At 27.9% G+C, this 12,709-nt stretch carries 11 protein-coding genes and 1 pseudogene; 7 read left to right on the forward strand and 5 right to left on the reverse strand.

What is annotated here, in order from left to right:
* Positions 1-26: 26 nt before the first annotated feature.
* Genes NON08_RS13095 through hutH form a run of 3 tightly spaced genes read right to left on the reverse strand, consistent with a single transcriptional unit; the run spans position 27 to position 4,323 of the window.
* The gene (locus NON08_RS13095; RefSeq protein ID WP_256692065.1) at positions 27-1,214 is read right to left on the reverse strand and encodes a M20 metallopeptidase family protein; all 1,188 of its coding nucleotides are present in this window, start codon (positions 1,212-1,214) and stop codon (positions 27-29) included.
* Positions 1,215-1,234: 20 nt separating this feature from the next.
* Positions 1,235-2,767 (reverse strand): AbgT family transporter, encoded by a 1,533-nt coding sequence (locus NON08_RS13100; protein ID WP_256692066.1) that lies wholly within the window; start codon positions 2,765-2,767, stop codon positions 1,235-1,237.
* 14 nt (positions 2,768-2,781) lie between these two features.
* A complete protein-coding gene (gene hutH / locus NON08_RS13105) occupies positions 2,782-4,323 on the reverse strand; it encodes a histidine ammonia-lyase (protein WP_256692067.1) in 1,542 nt (513 codons plus the stop codon).
* A gap of 365 nt (positions 4,324-4,688) precedes the next feature.
* On the opposite strand from hutH, the gene NON08_RS13110 reads away from it, so the two are divergent.
* Positions 4,689-6,704 carry a urocanate hydratase gene (locus tag NON08_RS13110; RefSeq protein WP_264759833.1) on the forward strand — a complete coding sequence of 672 codons (2,016 nt, stop codon included), beginning with the start codon at positions 4,689-4,691 and terminating at the stop codon, positions 6,702-6,704.
* Between the two features lie 25 nt (positions 6,705-6,729).
* Positions 6,730-7,974, forward strand: a complete 1,245-nt coding sequence (gene hutI / locus NON08_RS13115; RefSeq protein ID WP_256692068.1) for an imidazolonepropionase — start codon at positions 6,730-6,732, stop codon at positions 7,972-7,974.
* A 116-nt stretch (positions 7,975-8,090) separates the two neighbouring features.
* Here the strand turns inward: hutI and NON08_RS15130 are convergent, their stop codons facing one another.
* On the reverse strand, positions 8,091-8,582 hold the full coding sequence (locus NON08_RS15130; RefSeq protein WP_413774062.1) for a glucose PTS transporter subunit EIIB: 492 nt from the start codon (positions 8,580-8,582) through the stop codon (positions 8,091-8,093).
* Positions 8,583-8,603: 21 nt separating this feature from the next.
* Positions 8,604-9,575, reverse strand: a pseudogene (locus tag NON08_RS15135) (PTS transporter subunit EIIC); the annotation flags it as partial.
* Between the two features lie 185 nt (positions 9,576-9,760).
* On the opposite strand from NON08_RS15135, the gene NON08_RS13125 reads away from it, so the two are divergent.
* From NON08_RS13125 to NON08_RS13145, 5 genes are all read left to right on the forward strand, one after another.
* On the forward strand, positions 9,761-10,102 hold the full coding sequence (locus tag NON08_RS13125) for a helix-turn-helix domain-containing protein (RefSeq protein WP_256692069.1): 342 nt from the start codon (positions 9,761-9,763) through the stop codon (positions 10,100-10,102).
* Positions 10,086-10,853 carry a Mu transposase C-terminal domain-containing protein gene (locus NON08_RS13130; RefSeq protein ID WP_256692070.1) on the forward strand — a complete coding sequence of 256 codons (768 nt, stop codon included), beginning with the start codon at positions 10,086-10,088 and terminating at the stop codon, positions 10,851-10,853. The genes NON08_RS13125 and NON08_RS13130 overlap by 17 nt, the downstream gene beginning before the upstream one ends.
* A 256-nt stretch (positions 10,854-11,109) precedes the next feature.
* Positions 11,110-11,553, forward strand: coding sequence for a DUF4268 domain-containing protein (locus tag NON08_RS13135; RefSeq protein WP_256692071.1), 444 nt, complete (start codon positions 11,110-11,112; stop codon positions 11,551-11,553).
* 161 nt (positions 11,554-11,714) lie between these two features.
* On the forward strand, positions 11,715-11,897 hold the full coding sequence (locus NON08_RS13140) for a hypothetical protein (protein ID WP_256691928.1): 183 nt from the start codon (positions 11,715-11,717) through the stop codon (positions 11,895-11,897).
* 10 nt (positions 11,898-11,907) lie between these two features.
* Positions 11,908-12,495, forward strand: coding sequence for a zeta toxin family protein (locus tag NON08_RS13145; protein WP_256692072.1), 588 nt, complete (start codon positions 11,908-11,910; stop codon positions 12,493-12,495).
* The last annotated feature ends 214 nt before the right edge of the window (positions 12,496-12,709 follow it).

The raw sequence follows: 12,709 nt of genomic DNA on the forward strand, positions 1-12,709 counted from the left end.
TTTCCTCTTTTTTAATATCATTAAAATTATTTAAATTTTTCTAAATAATCATATGCTACTTGTGCTAAAGCTTTAGAACTAATCTCTAAATGTTTATCATCCCATTTTAAACGTGGATGATGTAAAAGGGTCTCAATATCCTCCTGATTTTCCTTTGTTCCTATAAAGAAAAAATTACTTGGAACTCTATTTGATATATAAGAAAAATCTTCTGAACCCATAAGTGGCTCAGTCATTAAAATTACATTATCCTCTCCTACTACATTAGCCAATGATAATTTGGTAGAAGTAAATAAATTAGAGTCATTTTTTAATGTCGGATACATTCTTTCAATTATGAAATTATAGCTTGCTCCATAGGCATTGCAAAGTCCTTCTAAAATACTATCCATCTTATTTAAAATATCTGTTGTTAAATTTTCATCAAAAGTTCTAATTGTCCCTTTAATAGTCAACTTATCAGGAATTACATTTCCTGCTTCTCCAGCTTTAATGCTGCAACAAGATAAAACTGCTGGTTGCATTGCTGAAATATTTCTACTTATAATATTTTGAAAATTTATAATTGCTTGACATCCTATTATAATAGGATCCACTGTTTTTTCTGGAGTAGAACCATGACCTCCAACCCCATTAATCTCTATATCAAATCCTGTTGGATGAGCCATTAAATTACCGTCTTTAAATAATATCTTTCCTGCTAGATAATTAGGCCATAGATGACATGCATATGCTGCATCAACTTTAGGATCTTCTAATATTCCTTCATCAATCATAGGTTTTGCTCCACCTGGCCCCTCTTCAGCCGGTTGAAAAACTAATTTAATATTTCCTGATATATTTTCCTTAAGTTCATTTAGAATCATCGCAGCTCCTAATAAGCCTGCCACATGTCCATCATGACCACATGCATGCATGACACCAGGAACTAAAGATTTGTATTCACATTCTGTCTCTTCATTAATTGGAAGAGCATCCATATCAGCTCTTAATAAAACTGTTTTACCTGGTTTCCCTCCTTTAATTAATGCTACAACTCCTGTTTTAGCAATTTCACTTTTGTATGGAATTCCCAATATATCAAGCTCTCTTTTTATCAATTGAGCTGTTTTAAATTCTTGAAATCCAAGTTCTGGATATTGGTGTAATTCTCTTCTTATAGCTCTTATTTTTTCTAAATTTTTTTTAGCAAGAGCATCTATTTTATGTATCATTTTTACCTCCAAATACTATTTTATATTCCTAAAGATAATTCGAACATTATAAATGTAACTAAAAGGGATATGCTAGCCAATAAAGTAGTAATAGCATAAGGAATCATATTTGCAACAAGAGTTCCTATTCCAAAATTTTTATCGTATTTTTTACAAACTGCCAAAATTAAAGGTAAATATGGAAATAATGGAGATATCATATTTGTAGAAGAATCTCCGATTCTATAAGCTATCTGCGTTAAAGATGGGTCATAATCTAATAACATAAACATCGGAATAAAAATAGGAGATAATATTGCCCATTTAGCCGAAGCACTACCAATAAATAAATTTATAAATCCTACTAAAAATATAAACATTACCATTAAGGGTATTCCTGATAATGAAGTTTGACTAAGTCTTTCAGCTCCCTTTATAGCTAAAACAATCCCTAAATTACTTTTTCCAAAAAGATTAAGAAATTGTGCCGCTACAAAAACTATGAAAATATATCCACCCATTTCTCCTAAGCTTTGTCCTACCATCTTAACGATATCTTTATCATTTTTTATTTTATTTGTTATTTTTCCAAATACCATTCCTGGAATCATAAAAGCAAGCATCATAATTATAATTAATCCACCCATAAACGGGGACTTAACAGATACTAATGAGCCTGAAGCATCTCTTAAAAAAGATGTTTTTCCAACAGTTAAAGAAAAGATAAACAAAAAGTAAATTATTAAAGAGTATCCTGCATATTTTAGTCCTTTTTTTTCTAAATTTCCAATTTTACTGTTATCAGCTTTTGTCAAATTTTTATCAAATGGAAATCGTGGTTCTATAAATTTTTTAGTAACAAATGTTATTATAAACATTTGTAAACAAGCATTTAGCATATTAAAAAATATAGTCATTGCTGGACTTCTCATAAAAGATGGATCCAATGTTTGAGCTGCTGGTATGGTAAACGAAGTTATCAAAATATCATTTAAACTTACAAAAAGTCCAGAACAAAATCCTATGGCTGCTCCTGCATATGCTAAAAGTATTCCTATAATTGGATTTTTGTTAAGTTTTAAAAAAATTAACGCTGCTAAAGGAGGAAGTACAACAAAACCTGCATCTCCAATTCCTGTAAAAATTAATCCCATAATAACAACCGCATAATAAACTACTCCTTTTGGAACTCTAACCATAACTGTATTTAATAATGTTTCTAATAAACCACTCTTATCAGCAACACCAATTCCAATCATAGCAACTAAAACAACTCCAAGTGGTGGATAAGTTTGAAATACATTTATCATTTCTACTAAAATTTGCTTTAAATTTGTTTTACTTAGTAAATCATTAACTGTAATAACTTCTTTTGTTATTGGGTGAATAGCTGTAACATTAAATCTATTACAAAAATATGAAACTATTAAAATTAAAACACATAGCATTATAAAAATAGTAACAGAATCAGGAAGTTTATTTCCTACTTTTTCAAATAAGTCTAAAATTTTATTAGCTATTCCTGAAGAATTATTTTTTTTTAAAATAAGAGACTCATCTTCAAATTTACTCATAGATACCTCCTAAACTAATTTTTTATATGTTGATGTGCTTTTTCTAACGAATCAATTATCAAATTATTTTTTATTATTTCCTCAACAGTATCTATATCAGGATACATAACTCTATCTTTATCATAATACTTTACATTTTCTCTGATGATTTTGTAAGCTTCTTGAGTCATTAAACCAAGAGAGTCTTTAGATTTTTTTAGATCAATTGCCTGACAAGCACATAAAATTTCCATAGCTATAACTTTTCTAGCATTTCCTAAAATTTCTCCAGCTTTTCTAGCTGCTATTGTTCCCATAGACACATGATCTTCTTGATTAGCTGAAGATGGAATAGAATCTACAGATGCAGGATGAGCTAAAACTTTATTTTCTGAAACTAAAGACGCTGCACTATATTGAACAATCATAAAACCAGAATTAACTCCACCGTTTTCAACTAAAAATGCAGGTAATCCATTATTTAATTGAGGATTAACAAGTCTTTCAATTCTTCTCTCAGATATATTAGCCATTTCAGAAAGAGCTATTCCTAAAAAATCAAATGGTAATGCCATCGGTTGTCCATGGAAATTTCCACCAGAAATAACTTCATCCTCTTCTACAAATATAATTGGATTATCTGTAACTGCATTCATCTCTATCTCTACTTTTGTTTTGATAAAATTAAATGCATCTTTACTTGCTCCATGGATTTGTGGAATACATCTTAAAGAGTAAGGATCTTGAGTTCTTAATTCTCCTTGTTTTGTTATACATTTACTTCCTTTTAAAATTTTTCTTATATTTTCTGCTGTTGTTATTTGTCCAGCATGAGGTCTTACTTTATGAACCTTCTTATCAAAAGCACAAATTATACCATTCAATGCTTCTATGCTTAGAGCTCCAGCTAAATCAAGATGTTTCATTAAATTTAAAGCATCATAAGTTACATGAGCACCAATAGATGTCATAACCTGTGTTCCATTTATAAGGGCTAATCCTTCTTTTGATGAAAGTGATTCTAATACTTTTATATTGGCTTTCTCCATAGCTTCTTTTCCTGAAAGCAATTCTTCTTTATAGTAAGCTTTTCCTAAACCAAGCATAACTAAAACCATGTGAGATAAAGGAGCTAAATCTCCAGAAGCTCCTAAAGAACCTTTTTCTGGAATATATGGAGTTACATTTTTATTGATCATTTCAACTAAAGTATCTAAAGTTATTTTTCTAACTCCTGAGTGACCTTTACAAAGATTTACAACACGTAATAACATTATCCCACGAACATATTCAATAGATAAAGGATTTCCAACTCCACAAGAATGACTCATTATCAAATTTTTTTGAAGAACTTCGGTTTCATCCTCGGAAATAATTTGATCTGAAAATTTTCCAAAACCAGTTGTAATTCCATAACAAACTTTTTGATCTGCAACATATCTTTCAACTAGTTCCCTAGCTTTTTCAACATCCTTATAAGTTTCTTCTGAAATCATAACTTTATAACCTTTTCTAGTAACATTAATAAAATCTTCCAGTAAAATTTCTTTTTTCTCAATTGTGTAAATATTTTTCATATTTCCTCCTTGTAAAGTAACTTAAATTAATATTTTTATTTATATAAATTTTATTTTTAATTTTTAAAAATAACACTTCTATTTTTAAAGTCTATTTATTAACTCTATAATTTTATTAATCCCTTATATACCTTTTAAAAATTTGAAAGTCAATAATATTTTTAAAAAAAAATAAATAAAATTATTTCTAGACTATGATTTTATTCTCTTAGAGAGAATTGTATTTTTTATAAATAAAATACATTTAATTTTTATATTGTATTTTTTCAAAAAATAAAGGTATTAACAATAGCAGAAAGTAATAAAAAATTTTTATCTAATTATTAAAGTCATTTTAAAAATATAAAATATGGAGGTTTTAAATTATGTTAAATCAAGAGATTTTTAATGCTATGACAATTAAATTAACTGCTAATGATATTCCTATGGAAATACCTAAAATTGATCCAAAAGTTAGAAGAGCTCCAAAAAGGGTAGTACATTTAGAAAAAGATGAAATAGCTTTAGCACTTAAAAATGCCTTAAGATATATTCCTGAAGAATTCCATGAAATGTTAGCTCCAGAATTTTTAGAAGAGTTAAAAACTCACGGTAGAATATACGGATATAGATTTAGACCTACAGGAAATATTCACGGAAAACCAATTTTTGAATATGAAGGAAAATGTACTGATGCAAAGGCAATTCAAGTTATGATAGATAATAATTTAGATTTTGACATAGCTCTTTACCCATATGAACTTGTAACTTATGGTGAAACAGGACAAGTTTGTCAAAACTGGATGCAATATAGATTAATTAAAAAATATCTTGAAAATATAACAATGGATCAAACTTTAGTTGTAGCTTCTGGACATCCAACAGGACTATTTAAATCTCATCCTTCAGCACCAAGAGTTATAATAACTAATGGACTTATGATTGGAGCTTTTGATGATTATGATAACTGGGCAAGAGGTGCAGCTCTTGGAGTAGCTAACTATGGTCAGATGACTGCAGGAGGATGGATGTACATTGGACCGCAAGGAATAGTTCATGGTACATATTCTACAATTTTAAACGCAGGAAGACTTTTCTGTGGCGTTCCTGCTGATGGAGATTTAGCGGGTAAATTATTTGTAACATCAGGACTTGGAGGAATGAGTGGTGCTCAAGGAAAGGCTACTGTTATAGCTAAAGGAGTTTCTATAATTGCAGAAGTTGATTTATCTAGAATTCAAACTAGATTAGAACAAGGTTGGATAAATAAATTTGTTACAACTCCTAAAGAAGCTTTTGATTTAGCTAAAGAAAAAATGGATTCAAAAACTCCATATGCTATTGCTTATTTAGGAAATATAGTAGACTTATTAGAATATGCAGATACAAATAATGTTCATATAGATTTATTATCTGATCAAACATCTTGTCATGCTGTTTATGACGGTGGATATTGTCCTGTTGGAATAACATTTGAAGAGAGAACAAGATTATTAGCAGAGGATAGAGAAACTTTTAGAAAATTGGTAGATGAAACTTTAAGAAGACATTACAATGTAATTAAAAATTTAACTAATAAAGGAGTTTATTTCTTTGATTATGGAAATAGTTTCTTAAAATCTATCTATGATATTGGAATTAAAGAGATATCAAAAAATGGAAGAGATGATAAAGGCGGTTTTATATTTCCATCATATGTTGAGGATATTTTAGGGCCAGAATTATTTGATTATGGTTATGGTCCATTTAGATGGGTTTGTTTGTCAGGAAAAAAAGAGGATCTTTTAAAAACTGATGCAGCAGCTCTTGAATTAGTTGATCCAAATAGAAGATACCAAGATAGAGATAATTATATGTGGATTAAAGATGCAGATGAAAATGGACTTGTTGTAGGAACACAAGCTAGAATATTTTATCAAGATGCTATGAGCAGAACTCAAATAGCTTTAAAATTTAATGATATGGTTAGAAAAGGTGAAATAGGACCAGTTATGTTAGGACGTGACCATCATGATGTTTCAGGAACAGATTCACCATTTAGAGAAACATCAAATATAAAAGATGGAAGTAATATAATGGCTGATATGGCAACGCAATGTTTTGCAGGAAATGCTGCTAGAGGAATGACTATGATAGCTCTACATAATGGTGGAGGAGTAGGAATTGGGAAATCTATAAATGGTGGATTTGGAATGGTTTTAGATGGAAGTAAAAGAGTAGATGATATTTTAGCTCAAGCAATGCCATGGGATGTTATGGGAGGAGTAGCAAGAAGAGCATGGGCAAGAAATCCGCACTCAATTGAAACTGTTATGGAATTTAATAAAAATAATGAAGGAACAGATCATATAACTTTACCATATATTGTAGATGAAAATTTAATAGAAAAATTAGTAAAATAAAATTTAATAGATAAAGGAGTTAAATATGGTAAGTGATTTGCTAATTTATAATATAGGAACTTTAATAACTTCTAAAGAGATAGAATTATCTAATAAAAACCTTATGGAAAATATTGAAATATTAACAGATGCATATGTGGCTATAAAAAACGGAACTATTCTTCTTTTAGGTGAAGGGCCCTATGATAAAAATATTATAGATAATAAAACAATTTTAATCGATGCAGAAAAATCTGTAGTCACTCCAGGTTTAATAGATTCGCATACCCATTTGGTTCATGGTGGTTCTAGAGAAAATGAAATGTTTTTAAAAGCTAAAGGTGCAACTTACATGGATATTTTAAATGCTGGTGGTGGAATCTTAAGCACTGTAAAGGCTACAAAAGAAGCTACAAAAGAGGAATTAGTTGAAAAAGCTAAAATTAGTTTAAAAAAAATGTTAGCCTTTGGTGTTACTACAATTGAAAGTAAAAGTGGGTACGGTTTAGATTTAGAAACAGAGATTAAACAGTTGGAAGTTAACAAAATTTTGGCTAATGAACAACCTATTGATATTGTTTCAACCTTTATGGGAGCTCATGCTATTCCAAAAGAATATAAAGGAAAGGAAGAAGACTTTATCAAAAAAGTTATTAAAATGCTTCCTATAATAAAAGATAAAAATTTAGCGGAATTTTGTGATATATTTTGTGAGCATGGAATTTTTTCTATAGAACAAAGTAGAAAAATTTTAAAAGAAGCAAAAAAATTTGGATTTAAATTAAAAATCCATGCTGATGAAATTGAAAGTATTGGAGGAGCTGAATTAGCAGGAGAGTTAGAAACTACATCTTCTGAGCATTTAATGGCTATTAGTGATGAAGGAATAATTGCTTTAAAAAATAACGGAGTCATTGCTAATATTCTTCCTGGAACATCTTTTTATTTAAAAAAAGAATATGCTCCTGTAAGAAAAATGATCGATTACGGAGTTCAAATAGCTTTATCAACAGATTATAATCCTGGATCCTGTCCTACTGAAAATTTACAACTAATTATGCAAATAGCTGCTTTATACTTAAATATGTCTCCAATAGAAGTTATAAAAGCAGTTACCATAAATGGGGCAAAATCATTAAATAAAGAGAAACAAATAGGTTCTATTGAAATTGGAAAAAAAGCTGATTTAGTTATTTTTAACTCTAAATCTCTGGAGTACATTCTTTATCATTTTGGTATTAATCATACAAAGATGGTTATAAAAAATGGTGATATTGTATATAATAATTAGTGAATCTCACCACCCTAAATAGAGGAAGAGATTTTCTAAAGAGTTACAGAAAATTTTAGTTAAACCTTAAAAAAAACACGATTTTTAACTAATCGTGTTTTTTTATATTTAAATTTTTAATTTTTTAAAAGATTTTTTATATCTCCAGCAATAAATTGAGCTTTTGCTCCAAATATAACTTGAACTCCATATTTTCCTACTTTTATAGTTCCACTTGAACCTAACTTTTTAAAACCTGCTTCATCTACTAATGAGGTATCTTTTACCTCTACTCTTAATCTTGTTATACAATAATCAATAGAGGTAATATTTTCATTTCCACCTAAATAATTTATAGCCATTGCAGCAATCTCTTTATCTGTAAAATTATCATTTTGGTTTTCTGAGTCGTTTATAACTTCTCTACCAGGTGTTTTTAAGTCAAACTTTCTTATTAGAAATCTAAATCCAAAATAATAACACATAGCCATAACAGTTCCAAAAACAAGAACCATTATATAATTTGTTTCATATCCTGAAAATGATGGCAATATTCCAAATGATAAGAAATCAATAAATCCTGCAGAGAATGACTTTGCTATATGCACATTTAATAAATACATCATCATATAAGATATTCCCGCAAAAATAGCATTAAAAAGATAAAGTACCGGTGCTACAAATATAAATGTAAATTCAATTGGTTCTGTTATTCCAGTTAAAAAACAAGTAAATGCTGCTGATAATAATATCCCTGCAACTAATTTTTTATTCTTAGGAAGAGCTTCATGATACATCGCTAAACCTGCAGCTGGTAAAGCCATTAACATTAATGGATACTCTCCTTGTAAAAATTTTCCTGCATTTTTATAACTTTCTGATGAAAAACTTTTTATTCCTTCCTCAAACATTTTAAACCAAATAGCTTGATCTCCATTAATAATATTTCCAGACTGTGTGGTATATTCACCAAAGTTGAACCAATAAGGAGAATAAAAATATGATGTAATCCAGTAGGAATTAGTGCTCTTTCAGTAAATCCAAAGATAAAAGTTGATAATGCTTGATTTTCTCCATTTGCTAATTTAGATAGTAATCCAATCGTATTTTGAATTGGTTCCCAAACAAACGGAAACCCTAAACCTATTAGAAAAGCAAAAAGTGCTGTAATAATTGGCACAAATCTTTTCCTGAAAAAATCCTAAAAAATCAGGTAGTTTTATATTGAAAAATTTATTATACATTGTTGCAGCTAATACTCCAGATATAAGTCCACTAAATATACCACTTTGTAAAGTTGGAATCCCCATAACACTAGCATAAGCTCCACCTTGAGAAGCCATTTCCGGAGTTACACCTGCAACAATTCCAGCAGTTGAATTTATTATTAATATAGCTACAATTGAAGCTAGTGCTGCTATTCCAGACTCTCCGGCTAATCCTACAGCTGCTCCAACAGCAAATAATAATGGTAGATTATCAAATAATATTCCACCGGCATTAGTCATTAACGGAAGATTTAATCGATCGCCAAAAGCCAATAGTATCCCAGCAGCTGGTAAAATAGAGATGGGTAGCATCAATGCTTTTCCTATCTTTTGTAAATTAGAAAATATTTTCATTTCATTTTCCTCCCTTTTATTAAACAATAAGTTTTTTTAAAATACACTTTACATTCACAATAGTATATAATTTATATATTTTTGTCAAGTTTTTTCGAAATTAAATGAGCCATATATTGACAATATTTTAAAATAATAGTATTGTAATACTATATAATACAATATTTATTAATCTTTGGAGGTTTATGAAAAGTAACAATAATATCAATAAACTTAAAATTATTAAAATGTTTTTAGAAAATAAAAAAACTTTAAAAGAAATATCATATGAAGAGAATATTCCATATAGTACTTTAAAAAGATGGATAAAAAAATTTAGAGATGATGGAACAGAAGCGCTAAATTTAAAAGAACGAAGTGATAAAAATTCCTTCCGAAAAGTCGACAATACTTTACTTGTAACTATTAGGAATTTTTACTTAGAAAATAAAAATAATTCTTTACAAACAATTTATAATGACCTAAAAAATAATTTTAACTCTAATATAAGCTTTAATACATTTTATACAAATGTTAAATTTAGATGAATATTTAAAAAACAAATCTAGTACTGAAATTAATAAAAATATAAAAAATGGGGATGTGTATATTTTAAAATCCTTTATATCTTATAATTTCATTGAAATTAACAATACAAAAAAATTACCTATTATTTTTCTAATTTTCAATGCTTCTGATTTAGATATAATTGATTTTCATATTGAATTTTCACTTACTAATTCCCAAAATATATTAGCTTTTTTAAGAGAAAGTATTATTCTAGGACTTCTTAAATACAACGTAACTTATTTACCAAAAGAAATTTTAAATGACTCTAGTTTTAAACTATCTAATAATATAAAAAAACAAATTAATGATTCTTTATCTTTAAAAATTCATGATTTTACCCATGAAAATAAAGAAATTGAGAGATTTATAAATTTTTTGAATAGTGACATTGAAAAAAATTTAAAGAATAATATTACATATGAAAATCTCTATGATTTTTTGAGTAACTATTTAAAGGTTAATAAAAATTTGCCTACATTTATAGAAACTGAAGATAATAATTTATTAATGCTTCTCTTCAAATTAAATATTTTTCTCCCAAGAATAAAAAGAAAAATACATTCGTATGGTATTCAAATACATAATACTATTTTTAATGATATAACTTATTTAAAAAGATATTTAGGAGAAGTTGCTGAAATTATATATAATCCTTTAAATTTAGATTTTATCTTAGCTTTTAAGAAAAATTATCTAATTGGAAAAATTAAAAATGATAATCTAAAATAAATTTTATAAAATAAAAAAATTTTATATACTTGAGAATAGAGATTGAAAATAACTGATTAGTGGTTAGGGTGAAAATATTATTATTTAGATGAAACCTCTTTAGAAACAGTTGATTTCAATAAACTTGATTCAAAACTAGCTAGTATTTTGAGAGATGAAGATAAACTTAAAAAATTAATTGAATCTATTGTATTGAGTATAAAAAACGATTTGGGTAAATTAAAAGAAAATGGAGTAATTTAAAAAGGAGTAATTTATGAACTTAAAAGATTTACAACAAAAATATTGGAGTGCTTTTATAAAAGTAGCTTTAATAAAAAGAAAATTATCTTCAGATCAATATAGATTAATTAAAACAGCAGGTATAGATGTTGCTATTTGTAAAGATTATCACTTATATATTTCTATAGATAGTAGAAAGAAAACTTTAACTGTAAAGGTTTATATTGATAGTAATAAAGAGTATTATAAACTTTTTGAAAGTAAAAAATTAGAAATAGAAGGTCAAATTGGCTCTAAATTAGAATGGAGAAATTTAGAAGACAACAAATCAAGTATGATTATGAAAAGTGTGGAATTTGATATATATAATGAAGAATCATGGGGAGCTTCAATAGATTACTTGTTAGCAGAAATTCCTAAGTATATAGATGTTTTTAAAAATATGAGTATAGCATCTAAAGAAATATGTGAGTCCTAGCTACCAAGGTAGGCTACTATAAACAACGGACTGGCTAAGGCGAGCTGCTTTTTTAATCTAGTAGTAAATTTTATAAAGATAAATAAGCAAATGTAAGAATTTGATTTTCTATGTAAAATAGTATATAATAAAATTATTAAATTTTTTAAGGAGAGATTGAGATGGATAAAAAAATCTTAGATAATATATATAAAATATGTCAAGAAGCCTCTATGACCAATGATGAATTCTTTTATCTTTTAGAAAACTCTAAATCGGAAGAAGAGAAAGAGTTTTATGTTAATATGAAAAATTTCTTTTTACAAAAAGGAATGGAAAAAGTAATTAACCAAAACAAGTTTTAAGGAGATACATATGCTAAAACCGACATATACTATCTTTGCTGGAGTTAATGGAGCTGGTAAATCCAGTTTATATAATAATCTTATTTTAACGACAGAAAAAGATTTCTTAGGTAAAAGAATCAATACTGACGAAATTGTTAAAGAGATTGGGGATTGGAAAAGAGATACAGATCAAATGAAAGCAGGAAGAATTGCCTTAGCTAAAATTAAAGAGTTTTTTGAGAATAAAATTACTTTTAACCAAGAAACAACTCTTTGTGGAAATTCAATTTTAAGAACAATAAAAAAAGCTAAAGAGTTAGGATATAATATTGATTTACATTTTGTAAGTGTTAATTCATCAGATATTGCTAAAGAGAGAGTTCATCAAAGAGTTTTGAAAGGTGGACATGGAATTCCCGAGGAATCTATAGAGAGAAGATTTTATGAATCTAGAGAAAATCTTGCAAAAATAAGTGAATATTGTGATAAAATAACTATTTATGATAATACAGATGTTTTAATCACAAAAGTTTATATAAAAAATAATAATATATTATATAAAGATTCAAATCTACCAATTTGGTTAGATGAATTTGTAAAAAAATTAGGAAAATAAATAGTAATTTTTTACTCAAGAAACTCTGCTTACTGCGAGAGCCAATATTCGGCGAGTAGATCCAGCGATGAGGCACATATCTTCAGTGAGGGATAGGGATGTCAGTCGCTGGCTTTTTTCTTTCATAAAAAATGTGTGGGCTTGGGGGAGTGGCCAAGAAGACTAAAGTTAGTAGGATAGAGATGAAGAGTTTTTCCTGGAGAAAATTTAAATT

Origin of the sequence: Cetobacterium sp. NK01 (assembly GCF_024506395.1) — a bacterium.
Lineage (GTDB): Bacteria > Fusobacteriota > Fusobacteriia > Fusobacteriales > Fusobacteriaceae > Cetobacterium_A > Cetobacterium_A somerae_A.

What these genes read in the sequence shown, in the direction of transcription:
- NON08_RS13095 (WP_256692065.1), bottom strand. Translation starts at nt 1,214, where the DNA reads ATGATACATAAAATAGATGCTCTTGCTAAAAAAAATTTAGAAAAAATA.
- NON08_RS13100 (WP_256692066.1), bottom strand. Translation starts at nt 2,767, where the DNA reads ATGAGTAAATTTGAAGATGAGTCTCTTATTTTAAAAAAAAATAATTCT.
- hutH (WP_256692067.1), bottom strand. Translation starts at nt 4,323, where the DNA reads ATGAAAAATATTTACACAATTGAGAAAAAAGAAATTTTACTGGAAGAT.
- NON08_RS13110 (WP_264759833.1), top strand. Translation starts at nt 4,689, where the DNA reads ATGTTAAATCAAGAGATTTTTAATGCTATGACAATTAAATTAACTGCT.
- hutI (WP_256692068.1), top strand. Translation starts at nt 6,730, where the DNA reads ATGGTAAGTGATTTGCTAATTTATAATATAGGAACTTTAATAACTTCT.
- NON08_RS15130 (WP_413774062.1), bottom strand. Translation starts at nt 8,582, where the DNA reads ATGATGATGTATTTATTAAATGTGCATATAGCAAAGTCATTCTCTGCA.
- NON08_RS13125 (WP_256692069.1), top strand. Translation starts at nt 9,761, where the DNA reads ATGAAAAGTAACAATAATATCAATAAACTTAAAATTATTAAAATGTTT.
- NON08_RS13130 (WP_256692070.1), top strand. Translation starts at nt 10,086, where the DNA reads ATGTTAAATTTAGATGAATATTTAAAAAACAAATCTAGTACTGAAATT.
- NON08_RS13135 (WP_256692071.1), top strand. Translation starts at nt 11,110, where the DNA reads ATGAACTTAAAAGATTTACAACAAAAATATTGGAGTGCTTTTATAAAA.
- NON08_RS13140 (WP_256691928.1), top strand. Translation starts at nt 11,715, where the DNA reads ATGGATAAAAAAATCTTAGATAATATATATAAAATATGTCAAGAAGCC.
- NON08_RS13145 (WP_256692072.1), top strand. Translation starts at nt 11,908, where the DNA reads ATGCTAAAACCGACATATACTATCTTTGCTGGAGTTAATGGAGCTGGT.